Below are 20,226 nucleotides of genomic sequence, written 5' to 3'. Positions count from 1 at the left end.
GCACCAAATTTGGCTAAAAGGTAATCGGCAGACGAGTTATAACGCGCTCGGAAATAATCGACAGGCAGGGTCTGGGCCCGATTATGGCCCGCGACAAGTTCCACTGGGTCTGCTTTTAGAGTAATGATTTATTGTTATGTTTAAGTGTTGCAGCGCTCATTCAATTGACAGCTTTTTATTAGGCAGGTGTTGCGAGTAAAGCGATGAGACTTTGGATTGTTGTAGCGTTGCATCAGACGTTCCCTCGTATGCTGCAAATGGTGATTTCCCTGACTCAGGCGGTCGAGATCAACCCCCTCATCAGACGGTAGCCATACCCGCGAATGCTCTGTATGGCGTTCGTACCGTACACGTCCTTGATTTTCCCACGCAAGCGGCTGATGGATTTTTCCAGTGCGCGAGGGTCGTAGAAATGCGTGTTGAGCCCCATGATGCCGGCGATTTCGTCATGGCTGAGAATGTGATTGCTGGTTTGCGAAAACGCTTCCAGGATCTTCATCTCGGCAAAGGAAATGTCCAGTTTCTTGCTGGTGTCGGAGAGGCAGATACGGGTCGGGTCCAGTATCAGATCAATGTCACGCAGCCATTCTTCACTGCTGAAGAATTCACTCAGCAACTCGCCGCCCTCATCGGAAAGGGTATTGAGCTTGATACAGAAGTCTGCCCCGGCAAGATGGTATTTGATCTTGTTGTGGGCGCCGCGACCGGTAATCACCGCACAAATGATCGGCTTCAAGTTCTCGGTGCGCAGGTTCTCCACCAGCGCCAGATTGTCTTCCAGTGCTTGCGGAGTATCGATGACGATGAAAATGGCGCGATAGGCGCCGTGATATTCGTTTGGCTGATATGAACTAGTGAAAGAGTCGGCTTCCAGCGCCAGACCGGTCTGCACATGTTTGGCGATTAGCGCTCTGAAGTGTTCGGCCACAGCACGGGTACGCGCCAGGGCAAGAACACCTGGCGCGTCGTTTGTCTGGTGCGAGCTTCTAGTCGCTAAGTTCCCTGTAAGCATCATGCCTTGACTCGAAAAAGTGCGGACATCGGGATGTTAAAGCACCGGTTCTCATCTGTGACTGACAATTGGTAACATTCGCGCGATTTTTAGACGTGGCTCCCGAGTTTTTTAACAATAATTAAGCTTTTCAAGCTTTTAGTTGATTTTCTCGGGGTGCTGAACTAACGAAACGAACGTCGTTAGATGGTGGCGATGTGCAATGGTGCCACTATTTTGTAATTATGGCGACCGGTTTTTATGTCCTATGGCCAGTATGGTTCGTCGCCAGAATCAGGGGAGTGTGAGGTCGGTCACATTTTAGGGGCGCAAGGTTATTTTTGCCACTAAGTGAACAAGTTCACAGACAGACGATTATTAACATGGCTTGAGTGTGTCTTTTGATAAGACATATTCTCCGTCACCAAATCGGGCAATGACTGTAGATCTGCCAATTGTTTAATTGCAGATACTCAATGCCTGTATGCAGTTGACCGGGCGCTCTTGAAGAGCGTTCTGACGGAGGATTAATGGATTTACTGACCTTGTTCAAGGTGTTGGTTTTAGGTGCGGTAGAAGGTCTCACCGAGTTCTTGCCCATCTCCAGTACGGGCCACCAGATTATCGTTGCCGACTTGCTCGACTTCGGCGGCGAACGCGCGATGGCGTTCAACATCATTATTCAACTGGGCGCCATTCTTGCCGTCGTCTGGGAGTTTCGCCCGAAGATCTTCGAGATCGTCAAAGGCCTGCCGACCCAGCGCAATGCTCAACGTTTCACCCTTAATCTGCTGATCGCATTCTTTCCGGCCGTAATTCTGGGCGTGTTATTCGCCGACGCCATTCATCATTACCTGTTCAACCCGATCACCGTGGCGGTCGCACTGGTGGTGGGCGGTATCGTGATGTTGTGGGCCGAAAAACGAAATCATGTGGTGAGTGTCGAGCATGTCGACGACATGGCCTGGTCCGACGCGCTGAAGATCGGTTTCGTACAGTGCCTGGCGATGATTCCCGGCACCTCGCGCTCCGGCTCCACCATCATCGGCGGCCTGCTGTTCGGCCTGTCGCGTAAAGCCGCCACGGAGTTCTCGTTCTTCCTGGCGATGCCGACCATGGTCGGCGCGGCGGTGTACTCCGGCTACAAATACCGCGACCTGTTCCAGGCAGGCGACCTGCCGGTCTTCGCCCTGGGCTTCGTCACCGCATTCGTGTTCGCGATGATCGCAGTACGCGGCCTGCTCAAGTTCATTGCGAACCACAGCTACGCCGCGTTCGCCTGGTACCGGATCGCGTTTGGTTTGCTGATTCTGGCGACGTGGGTGTTTGGCTGGGTGAACTGGACGGAAGCGGCGGCCTGATCACTGACTGCTGATCAGCGCGGCGACGGCGAGGTCGCTCAACTCCGTATCAGGCGATTCCCGACGAAAACGCTGCAAGGCTGACGTGAAATATGCGGCTTGCAGCACGCCGTCGCTGGCGAGATAGAGCCGCGCGTCCTCGAGCTCCGCAGCGGAGTAAACGCGTTTATGGCTGTCGGTGGTTTCTCGCGAGGCCGTAAAGGGCGTGAGCAGCAACGAGACAAGCGCGAAGCCAGATAGCTTGGTCACCTCCCATGGCGTATCGGTGTTACCCAGACACAACCCGTCGCAGTGGGCCTGAACGTTGGACGTGACGCAAAACAAGGCAAGGAAGGTGCAGCGCTTGAAGCCAGAGAAATTCAACGCGGGCATAAACAAAAGACATCCTGTCAGTACAACAAAACACTGGGCAACGCTCATTCGTTGCCCGCACAATCAACACATCGATCAACGACCCGCCAGCAACTCCGCCGCCTGATCCAGCAACGCCAGCGGATCCTTGGCCTTGTGAATATCCACCGATAACAACTGCCGAAACTTGCGCGCCCCCGGGAACCCGGTGCCCAGGCCCAGCACATGCCGCGTGATGTGATGCATCGCCCCGCCAGTCGCCAGATGCGCGGCAATATAAGGTCGCAATTGCGCCAACGCCTCGGCCCGGGTAATCACTGGCGCCGAACTGCCGAACAACTGCTGATCCACCTCGGCCAGCAGATACGGATTGTGATAAGCCTCACGACCCAGCATCACACCGTCAAAGGTCTGCAAATGCTCATGGCAGGCCTCCATCGTCTTGATCCCGCCGTTCAGAATGATCTCCAGCTCCGGAAAATCCGCCTTCAACCGCGCCGCCACGTCATAACGCAGAGGCGGAATGTCACGGTTCTCCTTCGGCGACAACCCCTCCAGAATCGCAATCCGCGCATGCACCGTAAAACTCGTGCACCCGGCATCCCGCACCGTGCCGACGAAATCGCACAGCTCCTCATAACTGTCCCGCCCATTGATCCCGATCCGGTGCTTCACCGTCACCGGAATCGACACCGCATCACGCATCGCCTTCACACAATCCGCCACCAACTGCGGATGCCCCATCAGGCACGCACCGATCATATTGTTCTGCACCCGATCACTCGGGCAGCCAACGTTCAGATTCACCTCATCGTAACCGTGCTCCTGCGCCATGCGCGCACAGGCGGCCAGATCCAGCGGGACACTACCGCCCAACTGCAAGGCCAGAGGGTGCTCGGCTTCGTTGTGACGAAGGAAACGCTCGTGATCGCCGTTCAGCAGAGCGCCGGTGGTGACCATTTCGGTGTAGAGCAGGGCGTTTTTCGACAGGATGCGTAGGAAGTACCGGCAGTGACGGTCAGTCCAATCCATCATCGGCGCGACGGAGAAACGGCGGGAGAGTGGAGCGGGTGTGGCGGTGATTGGGGGCATTGGGGGTACGGAATCGGTGTGGCTGGGAGGTGGGGGAGTTTATCAGGAATGACCGGTTGGGCTCAGTGATATCCGGCGGAAATACAACCTCATCAAGTGTGGGATTAAGCAAGACAGCCATGAAATGGGCTGATAGCATCGGGCTATCAATAAGAGTGAGGAAGGGATCCCATGCTGAAGAAAGTCGCGTCATCCATTCTCGTCGCCGGCGCCCTGCTTGCCTCCGCTCAAGGGGCTTTCGCCGAAGAAAAGCTGTTCAAAAACTACGTCTACCAAACCCCACTCGCAAAATTCACCGAAGCTGCCGGCTACTACGACTGCTCCGAAGACGTCGGCGGAACCGCGAGATGCATCGACGATGTGGATTTCCTGGAAGAGAAATTCACCGTCGCGCTGATCTTCTCCGGTGACAAGTTGATGATGGTTTCGTTGATAAGCCCGTTTGATCAGAACCTTTATGTCAAAGCCATCGCGGGGCTTTCCAAATCCTTCACGCTGGTTTCCATGAGCGATAAAAAATCCATCCTGGATATGTTTGATATCGCAAGAAAGTCGAGAAGCACTGAAGAGCTGACGACGAAGATTTCCAATTTTGAACAGGTTGGTCTGGCGTCGGGGAATCTGACTTACACGTTTCTTGAAGGGTTGAACGCTAAAGGGCAAACCAATGCTGTAAGTGCGCTGGCTGCTGCGCCGGAAAATATTCGTTCCGCTGAGTTGGTGATGGCGGGGAAAGGTGCGGATTCGGGGATGATTATTCGGTTTACGTTTCCGCGGTTGGAGGCGAATAAGATACTGGCTGAGGCTAAGAAACCTGTTGAGGCTTTTTAATTACTTAGTTTTAGAATCTAGATAGTGTGAGTGAAAAGGCGTATCACAGAGGGGCTTAGTTGGAATTTTTAATGTGCGTTGTGCGCGTCGTAAAATGAAAATAAGTTTTTGATAGCGTAATTTCTTGAAAATACGAATGCGAGAGTGTGATATGGGCATTTTAGATCGGGGTGTTGACCCGGCAGAGTTTGAAAAATTTAAGCGGGAAGTAAAGGGGCAGCTAGATGCACTATTACAAGAAGTGCGGTTAAAAGCGTCTGATTCTGATGATGCGGCGCGCGCAGCTGCAGAAAGAGTGTTGGAAACCGAGAAAAGAATTAAGTCAGTAGATGCCGATGTAACTAGCGCCTTGGGTATTTTGGAAGGCTACGTGTCAGAGGCCAAGTCGGATCTTGATAAGCTGAAAGCAGCGGGTGCGAAATCTGAAGAAAATGGGCAGCTAATTCAGTCTGTGTTGCAGTCTAGCAAGGTTGTATCATCTCAGGTTTCTGAGCTTAAGGATTCTGCAGCAAAAGCGTGTGAAGAAATAAATACTGATTTTTCGATTGTTAAGTCGGCATTGGTTGAGGCGGCAAAATTGCCGGAGCAGGTTGAGGTTGTTAAGAAGCTCCTCGATACGTCTACGACGGTGAGTGGTGATATAGATGGCCTTTTGTCGCATTCTTTAAAAAGAAAGTCAGAAATCGATGAGTTACATAGAAAAATTATTGGTTCTGATATTAAGTCCTCTGACGGCACGGTAGAGCACGTTGATGGGCTGCAGGATATATTGAAAAAATCGTACAGTGAAATCGAAGCTAAAGTACTTTCACTTGAAGAAAGTTTGTCTCATCTGGTTGTTTCAATAACTGAACAGCATGAGGAACAACTGGGTAAGGATAAGTTGGATTTTGAAAATCTAGTAACTGCATCAAGTGAAAGATATGCTGCGGTCAATGACCAATTGATGGGGCTGCTGCCAGGGGCGATGGCTGCTGGGCTAAGTGCTGCTTACGAAAATAAGAAAAATGACGAGATTAAATCGCTGGAAAAGTACGAATCTACCTTTAAATTCGCGATTGCGTTAATGGTGCTAGTCTCGCTAATTCCATTTGGGGTTGATACGTATCAGCTGGTTGGGCAGGGAGCTGATTTGGTACAGGTAATTAAAAACACACCCAGCCTAATAGTCGCAATATTGCCATTGTATTTTCCGGTTTTATGGTTTGCATATTCTTCAAGTAAAAAGCTCAATTTATCAAAGCGCCTGATCGAAGAATACACGCATAAAGCAGTGCTAGGGGGGACTTTTTCCGGACTTTCAAATCAGATTGAGTCGTTACCTCGGGAAAGCGTTGTCAGAGATGAGTTGCGCACTAGGTTGCTTTTTAATTTGCTTCAGGTTAGCTCAGAAAACCCTGGAAAGCTTATCACCGATTACAATAAGTCTGATCATCCGCTGATGGATGCATTGGAGAATAGTGCGAAGCTTTCAGATTCAATTGAAACTCTGTCAAAGCTTCCTGGCTTTTCTGCGATTGCCAATAAGTTAGCTGCTAGGACTGAAGAGATTTTGAATAATGAAACGAAAAAGGTCGTGGATGGTCTTGCTGCTCAGGATGAGTTAGAGAAGCCTGCAGAGAAGAAATCACCTTTGAATGCGTCAACAACCACCGCTTGACGTTTCTGTCCTCCTAACAAGAAGGGGACATATTTATTTGTTTTAAGTGGTAAATAAATCCGCCTCCATTGTTTTTAGCTTGTTGAGCAGACCAAAAAACCGGTCGAGTCTTTCTAAGTTTCATGCTTTGGCGTGTAACGCGGCTCATCGGCAATAGAAAAGGGACAGATTTTTTTGATCATTGTTTGCGAAAAATAAATCTGTCCCCGTTATTCGGGGATGATTATTCGGTTTGCGTTTCCGCGGTTAGAGGCGAATAAGGTTTTGGCTGAGGCTAAGAAGCCGGTTGAAGATTTTTGATAGTTGGTTGATTGCTTATTATAAAACTCATCCTGTAATTGGTGTGGTTGGGTTTTTGGATGATAAATAAATTTAATCCATTAAACTTTGCAGTTGGCGTGCGAGTAATAATGAAAATAGATCTTTTTGAGCTAAAAAAAGAAATAATGATAGCGATTGAAATAGGGAAAAAAGCAGCTTCCGATTATCCAGATGATGATGGTAGTTTCAATTTGGATAGTGCTTTTGTGAATATGAAAAAGGTCCGAAAGTTGGAGATTGATCGCTTAGGGCTGCCTGGGTACCTTGCGCCAGCTAACTCAAGACAAGATAGAAGACTTTATTTGCCGACTCCATTTTCAGGTCAGGCAAATCGCAGAACGCAAGCAGTCGAAGCAATGGCTAACTACCTAAAGGAGCGAGGGTATGATTGTTGCGTTCATTACAGAGTTGATTAAATTTTAGCGTGTTTTGAGCTTGAGGTTTTAGATATGCAAGGCGGGGCGAATATGTCTATTGTGAGATGTCGGGTTGTAAATAAAATGTTCAAAATTATACATTTATAAGTTGTATCTAGTTGATTTTCTTGTGGTTTTAGTAAGTAAGAATTTGATCGTGAAAATAGGCTAAATGTTTTTGTATAGGATCTTGCAGGGATGAGTTAATTGTTAAATTATGTTGCGTTTTGGTTTTTTTTTGAGACTTGCTTTGAGTAAATGTTAATGTCGAAAGAGTTTTTTAGTAGTCAGATTAAAGATTTTTCAGAAGTTTCTAGTGGGGATGTTTTGGATGGCACAAGAGTGGACGAGGTGCTGATTACAAGGAAATCTCTAATTATATATTATTCGGGATTTCGTGTTTGTTATTCTGTTAGTAATATTGATCCTGTTGCTGCGCTAAAGCTGAATGAGTTGGATTTTATTGTCGCAAGCGCAACAAAAAAATTTAGATATATTAATTCAAATATAACAAACGGATATATAGTTTCTATATTGTCCCTTGTATTGATAAACGGTTTTGGGGATGAAAATTCCGTCTCAGCTATTGATGCTGCTATGGAAGAGTTTTCTCAGTACGTAAAGGAAGCCGCTAATCCTGGGGTGCTCGTTGATCATACAGATGATTTTGTCGTCTATTTAGATTCTGAAGGTTTGGTGGATTATAGTGTTCGGCGTGAGCTAAGGAAAAGATACAATGTTTTTTCGGATTTTTATAGGCTTAAAGCGTGGGGTACCGTTGTCCTGTCAAAATCAAAGATTAAGCTGTTTAACTATAAGTTGGCAACCTGTTTGGCTATAGGGTTAAGGGCGGAGTCGGCTGCGCCAGAAAGTGATTTGTCAAAAATTTTTGAACCTGTCGTAAATTATGTTCATAAGAATGTTGCTGACGATGCGAAGTATTATTTGATTTCGTATGTCATGGCTTTTTCTTTTTTAATAATGTTGATAGTGGGTGGGCAGTATCTTTTATGGGGTCCGGAAATTAGTGAGAACGTTAAAGTTACACTGATGGGCCTGTTTGGTGGTGTCTGTGGTGCGCTGATTTCCGTGTTGCAGCGTTCCAAGAATCTTCAAGTAGGAATGTATGAGTCTACAAAAATAATTGTTTTGCAAGGAGTGGTTCGTGTTTGCTTAGGCTGTGCATTTGGAGTTATTTCTTTAGTCGCATGTAAATCTGGTTTGTTGTTAGGGGTGATGGGGGGGAGTAGTGGTAGGTTGTTAATACTCGCGATAGTCGCCGGGTTTAGCGAGCGGTTAGTTCCTGACTTTATCGAAAAAACTGTAAATGGACAAGTTAAAGAAAAATCTGGGGAGGGCGTGTAGTGAAGTATTGGTAAAAAAGGGGGGGGTATTTTTTAAGTGATAAGTTAATTTGTCACAGTTGTTTTTTATTTATTTGCTTCTGCCGAAAAGAGCGTGCTAGGGCGACCCAAGAGTGTAGGGTTTCACGGTTTTATACGTGCGGGTGATTACAGCATAGGGGGCGGGTTTGTTTGTTTTTTACTTCCAGGTGGTGGTTTTAGTAAGTAAGTTGATTTGTGATATTTCAAATATGGTTGTTTTGGAGTGGAAGCATGGCATCGGTTGAAGTGAGTTACGACGAGCTTATATTTATTAGAGATAAGCTGTATTCTGCTATCGACAGAAAGTGTTCTGATAAATGGTGCTTGACGTTATGGAGTCGTTTTGTACGGGCTAGAGATGCCTACAAATGTGTCGTGTGCGACTCACCAAATAAGGTTCAAGCACATCACCTATTTCGCCGTACGCTGCTTCCTCAAGCTAGGTTCGAACTCGGGAATGGGATATCGCTGTGTTCAAAGTGTCATAAGGTTGCACATGAAGGCTTTAATGGCCGTCCTGATATGAGCCAGCCGATAGGCGCTCAAGGAGGCGATGATCAAGATGAAATAGCATTTTATTTTAAAAAATTACTTGAGTCTGCCAATCGAAGGAAGCTTGATCACGATCAGTTTTATGTGCTTAGCGATGCTATGCTCCGTTTTTTTGTTAGCATACAAGGTTTTGTATTTTTGTACTTTGCAGTGGTTGAGGGGCGCATCAGTAGTTTAACTATGGGGTACGAAATTTGGGCTCGGGCTCCTGAGGCAATGTCTTTAGCTGTTTTGAACGCAAACGTGCCAGGGCTCAAGTTTAAAGAGTTTCCGGAGTTTATGGTTGGTGAGTCACTTGTTTTTTATGATTAAAAATAATTAGACAAAAAAACAGGTTTGTTTTTAACAATGAAAGGGGGGGTGTTTTGGGTTTTTATGTGGTAAATAAATCTGTCCTCATTGTTTTCTTGATGCTTTATGGAAAAACACCTTCTCTGCTTGCGACAAGCCCAGTGATCGATTCGAATAGCCTGCTCGAAATACTTCCCTGTCAGGACGACCTCAATGCCCGGCAACACGCTTGAAAAGATGCTCCATAACGAGCTCCGGTTGTTCGTCACACCGCTATGCGGAGGCCTCGTCTATGCTGTCGTGAAAGTGATGGTCTACGGCTTCAGCGATGCAGTGCTGTTCTCCGGCTTTCTTTTTGGCTGCATCCTCTCTGCCGTGTTTGGCATCCCCTTTCTGCTCCTGGGCGACCGCCGTTGCCCCGAGTCTCGGGTGCGGCATGTGCTGAGCGGGTTGATTCAAAGCCTGCTGGTCAGCCTTTCCTACCGAGGACCGCTCTGGCAACTGCTGTTGATATCAGTTGTCGGCGGTGTCGCATTGGGCGGGCTGTATACCTTGGCCCTCGGCGCCATAGAAAAAATCCCGGCCTCAAACCAGCACCGTACAGCACGTGGCTGGGGGGCGATTGTTGCCATCCCGTTGTCGGGAGGGCTGGCATTGGGCACCGTCGCCGTCATTGCGACTATCAGTCAGTCAAGTGGTCTGCTGAGTATCGTCTCGATGTTCTTCATGCTGTTCCTCATCGGTGGGCTTATCAGCATGCTGGTCAGTTGGCCGATGCTCTGGTTGGTGGAGCGCTTTCTCACCACGCGCTTGCGGTACCTGATCGGCGGCGTGATGAGCAGTTTTTTTGTCTGGCTGCTGTCTGTCGCACCAGTTTTTTTGGCAAAGCCGCAAGCCCTTCTGAAAGGCGCGGAACTGTCACCTCGCGGATTCTGGCCGGGGCTGATCGTCTATCTCGTCATCGGTCTGGTTGCGGGTGCGGTGTATACGGCGATCATCGGTTTCCTGGCTCGCCGCGGCAGGAGGAATGATTCACGCGGCAAGCCGGCATCCTACTGATCGCTGTCAATGTAGGACTGAAAGGGGACAATAAATAAATCTGTCCCATTGTTGGTCGTCCCATTGTTGGTCCATTGTTTCGTCCCCACTGTTTCTATGAAGGGAAGGACACTAGAGAGTGTGCGTACAGCTCAGATTATTTCGGATAGTGCCTGGAGATTTCTTTCCATATGTATCTGTATCGGAACTCAAGCCAACGTATCAGGAGTTTGTCTATTTGGCGTCTATAACGGCTGTGCTCTCGGGTTTTCAGATTTTTCCTAATGTCAGACGTTAGTTGTTCAAGGTTGAAAGCAGACCAGATCATCGGGATCACTGTCTCAAGGTTCGAATGGCAGACAGGTGCGACCTCCTCGTAGAGAATTCGCTTTATCTCTTGCGGGTCGTAATCTTCGGTCTGGCGCGCGATGGATTCGTAGTTGACCTCGTTGTCTACAAACGCGTCGGACAGTGCCCAATAGACGTGGGAGTGCTCCTTCTCTGTTGTTAACGCCCAGTCACGCTTGGTGGAGGATGTCTTCCGAGTGTTTGGTTCAGCCATTTTTGACGTCCTGTCATGTGATGGTGTCAGCCTTGCTTCGTAAGGGCGACCGTGAATGTAGCTGTGAAACAGCATCAAAGGGGGCAGGGGACAGATTTATTTAATTTAATTGATGAATATATCTGTCCTTGTTTTTTACTGTTCAATTGGCTGTTTGTTTATGCTTTTTAAGATTTCTTTCCAGATATAGCGATAGCTGTAACGAAGCCAAAGAATCTTCAGTTTGTCAAAAGTTCGCCGCACCTTACTTCGTTGGCGAGCTCGCAGTTCTTTTTCAATCTCGTCTAACAGCCACTCATCCTTGAATCCCGTCCAGATGGGAGGTACGGGCGTCTCAAGATTGCCAAAGCACACGGGAGCCACTTCTGAATACAGTATGTCTTCAACAATTTTCAGATCGTAGGATTTAATTCGCTCCGCGATGTATGCATAGTCGACTTCGTTGTCAACGAAGGCTTCAGCCAATGCTATCTGGATCTTGGCCTTATCTTCCGGAGGTAAAATACTTCCCAATGGGAAAGCTCCTCTAATTCTTCGTCAAAAACTGAAAGGGGACAGATTTATTTGTTTTGGGCTTGGGGCAACTGGTGGGATCGGTGAGGCGTGCGGCGGGCTTTGCCATGATTGACTCCCTGTCAATGAAATAGCCGAGACGGACTGTATCAGACTTGCTTTGGCGGGTGTCTGACGGCGACTTGCTCGGTGTATGTCGCCAATCTAAACAGCTAAATCCAAGAGTGTTTAAACGAAGCTCTCTGACACGACTTTGGCCCTACACAACCTTGCGCCACCCCCTACACCTAAGACAGAATCCGCCGGCTTGTGCGTCTAGCCCGTGGCTTTTATCGTTCTCGTGTCACTGAAAACCAGTGATCGGGTTTGGTAGCCCGCTTCGTGTCTAGATTCATGGCGTCACCGTGTGCAGTCCTTTTCAGGGCTCGGATTTCATGGTGGTCATGCGTGGGGCCCATTCGTGGGCGCCGGGTTCTAGTGCGACCGGTCTACCAACCCGCGTATGGCCGCCACCCAACGTTTGGTAGCGAAGGGTGATGGTTCCTTTTGGTAATCGCGCTAGAGGATTCATCCATGATCAAACCAACCCCAAACCCACCAGAAACCGATCCGGTTTCACCTTATCAATTCCCAGATTCCAAAAAACTCAACGAAGCCGCCGAACGCGCCCTCGACCATTACCTCACCCCGCAACAACGCATCATGGGCAGTCACACCCAGCACGACCCCATGTTCCTGGCCAACCCTGCCTACACCAGCGAATCCCTGTTGGCCAACGCCAGCGAGTCCCTCGATTCCGCCAGTGAAATGCTCAGCAATTTCGCCGCGATCCTGGAACCCGCTCACCGCAAAACCGCGCTGGGTATCGCGCAGGTGGTTATGGTCGCGGGGTTGGCGGTGAATCAGGCGTTGGATCACGTCGAGCCGAAGTCGTAAGTGCAAACACCTCCCGTGGCGAATGCCGCCACGGGAGGGCAGTGTTTCTTCAGATTTCCTCAACATGGACGACAACTTACGCATTCCATTCCGCGTTTTGAGTTGTCCATGAAAAAGCTAGTTGTCGTGATGTTCGCCGTCCTGTTTCTCGCAGGTTGCGCCAATCAGAAGTTCAAACCCGAATACCGCACGCAGATCCACACGGTGAAAGTCCTTCCGGTGACCTGGAGCTTCAAGGAAATGACCTACATGGGCCGCGAGCAGGCCTGGGGCGCTGCAATCGGGGCCGGTGTTGGCGCGGGTGTCGGGATGGCGTCCCATGCCGGGAAACTGGGCACGGCGGCGCTCAGTGGGGCCGGGTTTGCGGCGGGATTGAAGGCCGGGGATCTGGCGTCGATGTCTACGGTCGAGGCGATTCAGTACAACATGACGAGTGCTGATATCGACCTGGGCAAACTGGTCAAGAAGGGGTTCGAGGATCAACTGGCGGCCAGCGGTCGTTTCAAGATCGTCGCCGATAATGAGCCCGCCGATGCGCAGATCGAGTTGACGGTGGTCACCTGGGGCTTTGCGCTGACGCAAGGTTTCAGCAGCGTGGTGTATCCGACGATTGCCGTGAACGGTGCCCTGAAGCGTGGCGATGAGTTGATCTGGCAGCGCAAGGAACCCATCACTCCGTTCAACGGTGCCAACACCTATGGTTACGAGCCGCTGCGTTATCGCACCGAGCCGGAGCTGGTCCGTGAGGCGTTGACCGGTGTTTCGCAGATTGTTGGTACTTATCTGGTCAAGGATCTAAACGAGTAATCGCCGCTCTGCCTGAACCCGCGCTGTCGATAGCGAAAGTTTCATGTTGTCGGCACGCGGGGGCGCCTAGGATGCAGCGATAAGATCGTTTCATCCAAGGGGAGCCGTGCCATGAGTGCCAATGTCGTCAAAGTGCTGTTGATTGCTGCAGCTGTCTCGGTATTGAGTGCCTGTTCGGGCTCCGGTGGGTTGACCACCACCAGTTGTTTTTCTTCGGATTGCCAGTCGCCGGAAGGGCGCGCCAGCGCCAATACGCTGAAGTTCGGCGGCACCGGTATTGGTGCCAGCCTCAACCAGTACAGCTCCGGCATGTTGCATGACGATTGAATAAAAAAGGGCGCCCATCGAGGCGCCCTTTTTTCGTCTTGAAGCGTTTTACTGCGGCCCTGCCAGCCACTCGCCAATGACCTTCTGATACTTCCCGGTCACCTTGCTCAAGTGCAGCCACTGATCGACATACAGCTTCCAGCTCATGTCATCACGCGGCAGCAGGTAGGCCTTTTCCCCGTACTGCATGAACTGCTCCGGGTTGACCGCGCACAAACCGGGTTTCTGTTTCTGTTGATACCGCGCCTCGGAAGCGTCGGTGATCATCACGTCGGCCTTGTTGTCGAGCAGTTGCTGAAAAATCGTCACGTTGTCGTGCAACGCCAGTTGCGCCTTGGGCAGGAAGGCGTGGACGAAGGCTTCGTTGGTGCCGCCGGCGGGTTCGACCAAGCGCACGTTCGGCTGGTTGATCTGCTCGATGGTCTGGTACTTCGATTGGTCGGCGCAACGCACCAGCGGGATCTTGCCGTCGACGTCGAGGGTGTTGCTGAAGTAGGCCTTTTTCTGCCGCTCCAGCGTCACCGAAATGCCGCCCATACCGATGTCGCATTTGCCGGCCTGCATGTCGGGCATCAGGGTTTTCCAGGTGGTCTGCACCCACTCGATCTTCACGCCGAGGCTGTCGGCCAGCGATTGGGCCATGGCGATGTCGATGCCTTCGAAACCGCCGTCTTCGCGTTTGAAGGTGTAGGGCTTGTAGTCGCCGGTGGTGCAGACGCGCAACTGGCCTTGTTGCTGGATGGTGTCCAGGTGCGAGGCTGGTTCTTGCGCATGGGCGGTGCCGGCCAGCGCCAGCAGACCGCAGAAGATCATCGCGTTTTTTCGAATGGTCATTGTGATCGGGCTTATGCAGTGGGAGTGCAGGCCAGTGTAGTGAAAGGGTTTGCCGGGTGTCATCCCGCGTCCGGCCCGAGCGTTCCCAGCCACGCCACCAGCGCCACGACCAACAGCGCCATCCCGAGCTCCACGGCAACACTGCGCCGTAGCGCATTGGCTGCCACTTGATGCTGGCCGTCGCGCAACGATTGCTCCAGCAACGGGCCGAGGTGGAAGCGGTTCAGCGCCGCTAAAACCAGCATGCCGGCGAACAGCACGACCTTGATCGCCAGCAGTATCCCGTAGGTGCCGAGCAAGACGTCGCCCAACTTCGGGCCGACGATGAACAGGTAGTTCGCCACGCCGGTCACCGAGAGGATGAGCACAATCGCCGCGCCCACGCCTTCGAAACGTATGACGGCATCGGCCAGCGAACGAATGCGCGCTTCGCTGCACAGAGCGTCGAACCGCGACATCAAGATCAACGCCAACATGGCGCCCATCCACGCACCCGCCGCGAGCAGGTGCAGGATGTCGCTGAGCAGGTGCCAGGCGCCATCCATCGCGCCGTGTCCGCTCCAGGCCAGAGAGGCGAGGGCGAGTGCGCCGGCCATCGACGCGAGCCACAACCCCGGCCAGATCATCACGACGACCAGTGCAAACATCCGCACCGCCCACGCCAAGCCGACATCGGTCTCGAACAGCATCATTTGCAGATGCGGCCACAGCGCCGCGAATTCCGTTTCGCCACTCATGGCGCGAGTCATCAGCACCAGACCCGCCACTGACAACAATGCCCCGAACAACGCCATCCCGCGCAGCATCGGCCGAAACCGCAGCGTCGCGTCAGTGTTGTACAACCCGAACAACGCCACCCCGAACAACAGCAGCAAATCCACGTACAACGCCATCCGCAGCAGGATGTTGATCAGGTCGGCCATCGGTCACTTCACTTTGAACGTGACGTTGCCGGTGATCGGGTGAGTGTCCGACGACACCGCGCGCCATTCGACCTTGTAGGTGCCGGCCGGCAAGGGCGAGAGCGGGGTGACGAGCATGGTTTTCGGATCGCTGCCGGCGCTGACCTTGGCCTTCATCGGCATGGGCGAGTGGGCCATGCCGGGCATTTCGGTCATCACCAGTTTGGCGCCGGAGAACTGGGCCATCAGATTCTCGGAAAAATGCAGTTCGATTTTCTCCGGTGGCGCGCCGTCCGCGCCTTCGGCCGGGTTCGACGACAGCAGTTTCGGATGGGCCTGGGCCAGGGTGCTCAGGAGCAGGCCGCTGGCGAGGACGAGGGAAGTTTTCAATGTGCGCATGCAAGACCTCTGTGCTGTTTTTTGAAGGGATTCAGAACCACATCCGCACGCCGAGGACGAGTCGCGCTTCGCTGCGATCTTCGCCTTCTTCCCGTGCGTAATCGGCGGTGTTGCCGTAGGTGCGGTTCCAGGTCACGCCGATGTACGGCGCGAATTCGCGGCGGATTTCATAGCGCAGACGCAAGCCGGCTTCGGTGTTCGAAAGGCCTGAGCCGATCCCGCGTTGCGGATCGTTTTTGCCGTAGACGTTGAGTTCGGCGGTCGGCTGCAGGATCAGCCGGTTGGTCAGCAGGATGTCGTAGTCACCCTCCAGCCGTACTGCGCTCTGGCCGTTTTCGCCGAGGAACGCCGTGGCTTCGGCTTCGAAGTTGTACAACGCCATGCCCTGCAGACCGAACGCGGCCCAGGTTTGCGGGGCGCCGGGTTTGAAGTCCTGGCGCACGCCGCTGACCACGTCCCACCACGGCGAGATCGCGTGGCCCCAGAGCGCCTGGATTTCCGCGTCTTCGGTCTTGCCGTTGCTGCGCTCGCCTTCGGAGCGCAACCACAGGCGATCGATGTCTCCGCCGATCCAGCCGGACAAATCCCAGGCCAGCGTGCTGGCGTCGTCGCCGTTCTGCCATTCGAGTTTGTCGGCGAGGAAGTAAGTGTTGATGGCACTGTCGTGCACCTGATGGCCACCGTGACTGGTGAACACGGCGGCACGGTCGGCGTCTGTCAGCGCCGGGATCGGGGTTCGGCTTTCGGTCGGCGCGGCGGGCTGCATCATGCCGTCGTCCATGCTTTGCAGATCGCCAATCTGGCTGTGGTCCATGCCCTGCATGTCGCTGGCGGCGAACGCCGAAGACAGCGACAGAAGTGACAACGAAAACGCGGCAAATCGAGTCATGGTCGGCGTCCTCATTCTTCCACCCGCACTTCACGGAACATGCCCATTTCCATGTGATAAAGCAGGTGACAGTGAAAGGCCCAACGGCCCAGCGCATCGGCGGTCACGCGATAGCTGCGGCGGGTGCCGGGGGGCATGTCGATGGTGTGTTTGCGTACCTGGAATTCGCCGTTTTCGTCTTCCAGATCGCTCCACATCCCGTGCAGGTGGATGGGGTGGGTCATCATCGTGTCGTTGACCAGCACCAGGCGGATGCGCTCGCCGTACCTCAAACGCAGGGGCTCGGCGTCGGAGAACTTGATGCCGTTGAACGACCAGGCGAATTTCTCCATGTGGCCGGTGAGGTGCAGTTCTATCGTGCGGCCCGGGTCGCGGCCGTCTGGGTCTTCGAAGGTGCTGTGCAGGTCGGCGTAGGTCAGCACGCGGCGCCCGTTGTTGCGCAGGCCGAGGCCGGGGTCGTCGAGTTTCGCGGCGGTGGTCATGGCTTGCATGTCCACCAATGGGTTGTCCTTTTCGCTGTCGGGGTGCGACTGCATCGGGCCCATGTTCATGCTGGCGTGATCCATGCCGCTCATGTCCATCGAGCCATGATCCATGCCGCCCATGCCCATGTCGTCCATGGTCACCAGCGGGCGCGGGTCCAGCGCCGGCACCGGGGCCGACAAACCGGCGCGGGTGGCGAGGGTGCCGCGGGCGTAGCCGGTACGGTCCATGGCCTGGGCGAACAGGGTGTAGGCGTCGGCGGCGGGCTCGACGATCACGTCATAGGTTTCCGCCACGGCGATGCGCAGCTCATCGACGGTCACCGGTTTGACGTGCAGGCCATCGGCGGCGACCACGGTCATTTTCAACCCTGGGATGCGCACGTCGAAGTAGGTCATGGCCGAGCCGTTGATCAGCCGCAGACGCAGCTTTTCACCGGGGCGAAACAGGCCGGTCCAGTTGGAATCGGGTGCGTGGCCGTTCATCAGGAAGGTGTACGTGGCGCCGCTGACATCGGCGATGTCGGTGGGATTCATCTTCATCTGCGCCCACATCGTGCGGTCGGCAATGGTGGCGCCCCAGCCTTTTTCGCCGACGTCCTGGATGAAATCGCCGACGGTGCGCTTGTGGTAGTTGTAGTAGTCGGACTGCTTTTTCAGGGTCTTCATCAGGCTGGCCGGGTCTTCGTCGGTCCAGTCGCTGAGCATCACCACGTGCTCGCGGTTGTACTGGAACGGCTCCGGCTCCCGGGCGTCGATCACCAGCGGCCCGTAGACGCCGGCCTGTTCCTGCAATCCGGAATGGCTGTGATACCAGTAGGTGCCGTGCTGGCGAACCTTGAATTGATAGACGTACACGCCACCGGGCTCAATGCCCTTGAAGCTCAGGCCCGGCACGCCGTCCATGTTGGCCGGCAGCAGAATGCCGTGCCAGTGGATCGAGGTGTCGGCCTTGAGCCGGTTGCGCACCCGCAGCGTCACGGTGTCGCCTTCGCGCCAGCGCAGCAGGGGACCGGGGACGCCGCCGTTGATGGTCATCGCGGTACGCGACTGGCCGGTGAAGTTGACCGGGGTTTCGCCGATGAACAGCTCGAAATCGGTGCCGGTCAGTTCGTTGAGTTGATCGGGGCTGTTGAGTGCCCACACTGGCGTGCGCCACAGGCCAAGGCCGCCGAGCAGACCGCCGGCGGCCAGGCCTTTGACGAAGGTGCGTCTTGAGGTGTTGGAAAGCATGCGCTGGAAGTCCCCGTTTGACCAATGACGGGGAGGCTAACCAGCGGCAGCTTTCTGTTGGCTGAGGCGCGGATTACAGTTGCGTCAGGTTCAACCTACAATCCGAGTCCTTCCTGGACCACCAGCAACAGGTTGTTTTCCGTCAGCGCAATCGCATCCAGTTGTTGACCGGTCTCGATGGTCTGCAACCACCAATGACTCTCGCCGTGTTCGTCGACCGTGCGCAGCAGCGATGTTTCCCTTCCCGGAAGGTTGATCTGCACGCGCCCGGCACCGTCTTCGGTGAATCGCGCAATGGGATCGAACGTCAGGCTGTGGTGGTTGGCTTCGATGATCAACTGGTCGATGGCGTAGTCGTGGGGCTCGCCGTCCGGTGAACTTTCGCAAACATGGGTAGGATTTCGCCGAATCTTCAGTCCTACCTCGGTGACCGGTTGCAACCAGCCCTCGATGCGGTGATACAGGTCGTAGACCACCGCCGGCCAGCAATCGATTTCCAGTTCGGCGCAGGTGATGTCGTCCGCGTGAGTGTGCCGGGTTTGCTTGAGCTTCGCGGCGAGTTCGTCTGCTTTACTCATTTCGGGGATCCCTGTTTTTGGTGTCTGCTTATTAATCGTAGACCTTTCAACGTAGTACAGCTTTGCCTTGCGTCATGCGCTTGCAACACTGGCATGACTCAATCAGCCCTTGACCATTTGACGGTCAGACCACAAAAACCACGGACGCACGCGTCCCAAGGAACGGGAACATGAAAAAGCTTTTTACAATTATGGCGCTGATTGCGCTGACGGTCGGTAGCATCGGCCTGAGTTCGGCACGCCAGTCACATGCCAGCAAGGCGCCGACGGAGTCGGTGGCGGGGGTGTTCGATTACTACCTGCTGACGCTGTCCTGGTCGCCGACGTTCTGCCTCACCCACAAAGATGACCCGCAATGCACCGGCAAGGGCTACGGTTTTGTCCTGCACGGCCTGTGGCCGCAATACGCCAAGGGTGGCTGGCCGGAATCCTGCCCGCCAGTGACCACGCTCTCGGCCGCTGAAACAGCCAAGGGCATGACATTGTTCCCGACGAAAAAACTCCTCGATCACGAATGGAGCAAACACGGCACCTGCAGTGGTCTCGGCGCAATGGGCTACTTCGACGAAGCGGACAAAGCCGTGGCGGCGGTGACAATCCCGCAAGAGCTGCAACCGTTCAGCAACTCTTATTACTTCGAAGCACAGGAAATCGCCGACCTGTTCCGCAAGAGCAATCCAGGCATCCCGGCCGACGGCATCGCCGTCATCTGCAGCGGCCCGGAACTCTCGGAAGTACGGGTGTGCATGGGCAAGGATCTGCAATTCGGTGCGTGCGGCAAAGGCGTGAAAACCCAGTGCCGGGCGGGGGATATTAGGGTCCCACCGTCGCGCTGACCTGAGCGGTAACCCCTCACAAAAACAGGCGCCTTTTCAGGCGCCTGTTTTTTTTGCGTGCAGATTTGATCAGCGTCGCGACTTTGTTCATGCTGCGCGCCCCACGGATGATGACGCGATACTGCAAGGAGCTTTTTCATGAGCGGAAAACCCGCTGCCCGAGTGACCGACCCGACGGCCTGCCCATTACCGGGACATGGCACCAACCCGATTGTCAGTGGTTCGCCTAACGTGAATTTCGACGGGCTGCCCGCTGCACGAATGACGGACAAGTCGGCGTGCGGCAGCCCGATTACCGGTGGCGTTGCCTCGACGGTTTTCATCAATGGTCTGAACGCCGCCACCCTGGACAGCACCGGTGGTCACGGAAATGTGGTCATTGGTGGATCCGGCACGGTCATCATTGGCGATACCGTGACGAACGCGCCCTTCAGCGGCCTGCTGCCAATGCCGGTGCACTTCACCGACAAATTGCAGCTGGTGAACGACACCACCGGTGAACCGATGTCGAATCATCCGTACATGATCCAGCGTGCGGACGGTCGGATGGAGCACGGCGTGTCTGACTCCGCAGGCTTTACCCACACGATCAGTTCGCATCTTCCGGAATCCATCAAACTGTTTCTGGAGGAATGAGGC

General features: G+C 53.5%; 23 protein-coding genes. 12 read left to right on the top strand and 11 right to left on the bottom strand.

Annotated features, from left to right (window positions below; all coding sequences use genetic code 11):
* Positions 1 to 274 precede the first annotated feature (274 nt).
* Positions 275 to 1,015, bottom strand: a complete 741-nt coding sequence (locus M5B98_RS16815; RefSeq protein WP_085713182.1) for a winged helix-turn-helix domain-containing protein — start codon at positions 1,013 to 1,015, stop codon at positions 275 to 277.
* 506 nt (positions 1,016 to 1,521) lie between these two features.
* Between M5B98_RS16815 and M5B98_RS16810 the strand changes: the two genes are divergently transcribed.
* The gene (locus tag M5B98_RS16810) at positions 1,522 to 2,352 is read left to right on the top strand and encodes an undecaprenyl-diphosphate phosphatase (protein ID WP_134827547.1); all 831 of its coding nucleotides are present in this window, start codon (positions 1,522 to 1,524) and stop codon (positions 2,350 to 2,352) included.
* On the opposite strand, the gene M5B98_RS16805 is transcribed toward M5B98_RS16810, so the two are convergent.
* A complete protein-coding gene (locus tag M5B98_RS16805) occupies positions 2,353 to 2,724 on the bottom strand; it encodes a DUF2388 domain-containing protein (RefSeq protein ID WP_248743327.1) in 372 nt (123 codons plus the stop codon). It lies immediately after the preceding gene.
* Positions 2,725 to 2,799: 75 nt separating this feature from the next.
* Positions 2,800 to 3,795, bottom strand: a complete 996-nt coding sequence (gene dusA, locus M5B98_RS16800; protein WP_248743326.1) for a tRNA dihydrouridine(20/20a) synthase DusA — start codon at positions 3,793 to 3,795, stop codon at positions 2,800 to 2,802.
* 171 nt (positions 3,796 to 3,966) lie between these two features.
* Here dusA and M5B98_RS16795 point away from each other — a divergent pair, with 171 nt between their 5' ends.
* From M5B98_RS16795 to M5B98_RS16770, 6 genes are all read left to right on the top strand, one after another.
* Positions 3,967 to 4,626: a hypothetical protein gene (locus M5B98_RS16795; protein WP_248743325.1), complete on the top strand. Its 660-nt coding sequence runs from the start codon at positions 3,967 to 3,969 to the stop codon at positions 4,624 to 4,626.
* A 151-nt stretch (positions 4,627 to 4,777) separates the two neighbouring features.
* Positions 4,778 to 6,286, top strand: coding sequence for a hypothetical protein (locus M5B98_RS16790; protein WP_248743324.1), 1,509 nt, complete (start codon positions 4,778 to 4,780; stop codon positions 6,284 to 6,286).
* A 359-nt stretch (positions 6,287 to 6,645) separates the two neighbouring features.
* A complete protein-coding gene (locus M5B98_RS16785) occupies positions 6,646 to 7,023 on the top strand; it encodes a hypothetical protein (protein WP_248743323.1) in 378 nt (125 codons plus the stop codon).
* Between the two features lie 264 nt (positions 7,024 to 7,287).
* Complete coding sequence (locus M5B98_RS16780; RefSeq protein WP_248743322.1) at positions 7,288 to 8,388, top strand: hypothetical protein; 1,101 nt, start codon at positions 7,288 to 7,290, stop codon at positions 8,386 to 8,388.
* Between the two features lie 251 nt (positions 8,389 to 8,639).
* Entirely contained in the window at positions 8,640 to 9,272 is a 633-nt protein-coding gene (locus M5B98_RS16775) for an HNH endonuclease (protein ID WP_248743321.1), read from the top strand.
* A 192-nt stretch (positions 9,273 to 9,464) separates the two neighbouring features.
* Entirely contained in the window at positions 9,465 to 10,310 is an 846-nt protein-coding gene (locus M5B98_RS16770) for a hypothetical protein (RefSeq protein WP_248743320.1), read from the top strand.
* Between the two features lie 136 nt (positions 10,311 to 10,446).
* Here M5B98_RS16770 and M5B98_RS16765 read toward each other — a convergent pair whose 3' ends face one another.
* Together M5B98_RS16765 and M5B98_RS16760 are read right to left on the bottom strand one after the other, a co-directional pair.
* Positions 10,447 to 10,851, bottom strand: coding sequence for a hypothetical protein (locus M5B98_RS16765; RefSeq protein WP_248743319.1), 405 nt, complete (start codon positions 10,849 to 10,851; stop codon positions 10,447 to 10,449).
* Between the two features lie 135 nt (positions 10,852 to 10,986).
* The gene (locus M5B98_RS16760; RefSeq protein WP_248743318.1) at positions 10,987 to 11,364 is read right to left on the bottom strand and encodes a hypothetical protein; all 378 of its coding nucleotides are present in this window, start codon (positions 11,362 to 11,364) and stop codon (positions 10,987 to 10,989) included.
* Positions 11,365 to 11,937: 573 nt separating this feature from the next.
* Here M5B98_RS16760 and M5B98_RS16755 point away from each other — a divergent pair.
* From M5B98_RS16755 to M5B98_RS16745, 3 genes are all read left to right on the top strand, one after another.
* Complete coding sequence (locus M5B98_RS16755; protein ID WP_248743317.1) at positions 11,938 to 12,300, top strand: DUF6124 family protein; 363 nt, start codon at positions 11,938 to 11,940, stop codon at positions 12,298 to 12,300.
* Between the two features lie 108 nt (positions 12,301 to 12,408).
* The gene (locus M5B98_RS16750) at positions 12,409 to 13,107 is read left to right on the top strand and encodes a hypothetical protein (RefSeq protein ID WP_119428468.1); all 699 of its coding nucleotides are present in this window, start codon (positions 12,409 to 12,411) and stop codon (positions 13,105 to 13,107) included.
* A 111-nt stretch (positions 13,108 to 13,218) separates the two neighbouring features.
* Positions 13,219 to 13,434, top strand: coding sequence for a hypothetical protein (locus M5B98_RS16745; protein ID WP_085712578.1), 216 nt, complete (start codon positions 13,219 to 13,221; stop codon positions 13,432 to 13,434).
* A 48-nt stretch (positions 13,435 to 13,482) separates the two neighbouring features.
* Here the strand turns inward: M5B98_RS16745 and M5B98_RS16740 are convergent, their stop codons facing one another.
* The 6 genes from M5B98_RS16740 to M5B98_RS16715 form a co-directional block, all read right to left on the bottom strand.
* Positions 13,483 to 14,268, bottom strand: coding sequence for a transporter substrate-binding domain-containing protein (locus M5B98_RS16740; protein WP_248743316.1), 786 nt, complete (start codon positions 14,266 to 14,268; stop codon positions 13,483 to 13,485).
* Between the two features lie 59 nt (positions 14,269 to 14,327).
* A complete protein-coding gene (gene copD / locus M5B98_RS16735; protein ID WP_248743315.1) occupies positions 14,328 to 15,191 on the bottom strand; it encodes a copper homeostasis membrane protein CopD in 864 nt (287 codons plus the stop codon).
* A 3-nt stretch (positions 15,192 to 15,194) separates the two neighbouring features.
* Positions 15,195 to 15,569, bottom strand: coding sequence for a copper homeostasis periplasmic binding protein CopC (copC, locus tag M5B98_RS16730; protein ID WP_248743314.1), 375 nt, complete (start codon positions 15,567 to 15,569; stop codon positions 15,195 to 15,197).
* Between the two features lie 31 nt (positions 15,570 to 15,600).
* Entirely contained in the window at positions 15,601 to 16,458 is an 858-nt protein-coding gene (locus tag M5B98_RS16725; protein WP_248743313.1) for a copper resistance protein B, read from the bottom strand.
* Between the two features lie 11 nt (positions 16,459 to 16,469).
* A complete protein-coding gene (locus tag M5B98_RS16720) occupies positions 16,470 to 18,173 on the bottom strand; it encodes a copper resistance system multicopper oxidase (protein ID WP_248743312.1) in 1,704 nt (567 codons plus the stop codon).
* A 95-nt stretch (positions 18,174 to 18,268) separates the two neighbouring features.
* Entirely contained in the window at positions 18,269 to 18,751 is a 483-nt protein-coding gene (locus M5B98_RS16715; protein WP_248743311.1) for a hypothetical protein, read from the bottom strand.
* A 170-nt stretch (positions 18,752 to 18,921) separates the two neighbouring features.
* Here M5B98_RS16715 and M5B98_RS16710 point away from each other — a divergent pair, with 170 nt between their 5' ends.
* The gene (locus M5B98_RS16710) at positions 18,922 to 19,587 is read left to right on the top strand and encodes a ribonuclease T2 (RefSeq protein ID WP_248743310.1); all 666 of its coding nucleotides are present in this window, start codon (positions 18,922 to 18,924) and stop codon (positions 19,585 to 19,587) included.
* 138 nt (positions 19,588 to 19,725) lie between these two features.
* Entirely contained in the window at positions 19,726 to 20,223 is a 498-nt protein-coding gene (locus M5B98_RS16705; RefSeq protein WP_248743309.1) for a PAAR domain-containing protein, read from the top strand.
* Positions 20,224 to 20,226: the final 3 nt, after the last annotated feature.

Source organism: Pseudomonas sp. MWU12-3088, assembly GCF_023242405.1.
In the GTDB taxonomy this organism is placed as follows: domain Bacteria; phylum Pseudomonadota; class Gammaproteobacteria; order Pseudomonadales; family Pseudomonadaceae; genus Aquipseudomonas; species Aquipseudomonas kribbensis.
Note: the sequence above shows the minus strand (reverse complement) of the source record. Positions and strands in the feature narration are given on the sequence as shown.

Excerpts from the sequence above, each read along its gene's own strand:
- M5B98_RS16810 (WP_134827547.1), top strand. The coding sequence starts at position 1,522 with ATGGATTTACTGACCTTGTTCAAGGTGTTGGTTTTAGGTGCGGTAGAA.
- copD (WP_248743315.1), bottom strand. The coding sequence starts at position 15,191 with ATGGCCGACCTGATCAACATCCTGCTGCGGATGGCGTTGTACGTGGAT.
- M5B98_RS16745 (WP_085712578.1), top strand. The coding sequence starts at position 13,219 with ATGAGTGCCAATGTCGTCAAAGTGCTGTTGATTGCTGCAGCTGTCTCG.
- M5B98_RS16750 (WP_119428468.1), top strand. The coding sequence starts at position 12,409 with ATGAAAAAGCTAGTTGTCGTGATGTTCGCCGTCCTGTTTCTCGCAGGT.
- M5B98_RS16785 (WP_248743323.1), top strand. The coding sequence starts at position 6,646 with ATGATAAATAAATTTAATCCATTAAACTTTGCAGTTGGCGTGCGAGTA.
- M5B98_RS16715 (WP_248743311.1), bottom strand. The coding sequence starts at position 18,751 with ATGAGTAAAGCAGACGAACTCGCCGCGAAGCTCAAGCAAACCCGGCAC.
- M5B98_RS16790 (WP_248743324.1), top strand. The coding sequence starts at position 4,778 with ATGGGCATTTTAGATCGGGGTGTTGACCCGGCAGAGTTTGAAAAATTT.
- M5B98_RS16805 (WP_248743327.1), bottom strand. The coding sequence starts at position 2,724 with ATGCCCGCGTTGAATTTCTCTGGCTTCAAGCGCTGCACCTTCCTTGCC.
- M5B98_RS16710 (WP_248743310.1), top strand. The coding sequence starts at position 18,922 with ATGAAAAAGCTTTTTACAATTATGGCGCTGATTGCGCTGACGGTCGGT.
- M5B98_RS16755 (WP_248743317.1), top strand. The coding sequence starts at position 11,938 with ATGATCAAACCAACCCCAAACCCACCAGAAACCGATCCGGTTTCACCT.
- M5B98_RS16780 (WP_248743322.1), top strand. The coding sequence starts at position 7,288 with ATGTCGAAAGAGTTTTTTAGTAGTCAGATTAAAGATTTTTCAGAAGTT.
- M5B98_RS16770 (WP_248743320.1), top strand. The coding sequence starts at position 9,465 with ATGCCCGGCAACACGCTTGAAAAGATGCTCCATAACGAGCTCCGGTTG.
- M5B98_RS16725 (WP_248743313.1), bottom strand. The coding sequence starts at position 16,458 with ATGACTCGATTTGCCGCGTTTTCGTTGTCACTTCTGTCGCTGTCTTCG.
- dusA (WP_248743326.1), bottom strand. The coding sequence starts at position 3,795 with ATGCCCCCAATCACCGCCACACCCGCTCCACTCTCCCGCCGTTTCTCC.
- M5B98_RS16720 (WP_248743312.1), bottom strand. The coding sequence starts at position 18,173 with ATGCTTTCCAACACCTCAAGACGCACCTTCGTCAAAGGCCTGGCCGCC.
- M5B98_RS16815 (WP_085713182.1), bottom strand. The coding sequence starts at position 1,015 with ATGATGCTTACAGGGAACTTAGCGACTAGAAGCTCGCACCAGACAAAC.
- M5B98_RS16705 (WP_248743309.1), top strand. The coding sequence starts at position 19,726 with ATGAGCGGAAAACCCGCTGCCCGAGTGACCGACCCGACGGCCTGCCCA.
- M5B98_RS16740 (WP_248743316.1), bottom strand. The coding sequence starts at position 14,268 with ATGACCATTCGAAAAAACGCGATGATCTTCTGCGGTCTGCTGGCGCTG.
- copC (WP_248743314.1), bottom strand. The coding sequence starts at position 15,569 with ATGCGCACATTGAAAACTTCCCTCGTCCTCGCCAGCGGCCTGCTCCTG.
- M5B98_RS16775 (WP_248743321.1), top strand. The coding sequence starts at position 8,640 with ATGGCATCGGTTGAAGTGAGTTACGACGAGCTTATATTTATTAGAGAT.
- M5B98_RS16795 (WP_248743325.1), top strand. The coding sequence starts at position 3,967 with ATGCTGAAGAAAGTCGCGTCATCCATTCTCGTCGCCGGCGCCCTGCTT.
- M5B98_RS16765 (WP_248743319.1), bottom strand. The coding sequence starts at position 10,851 with ATGGCTGAACCAAACACTCGGAAGACATCCTCCACCAAGCGTGACTGG.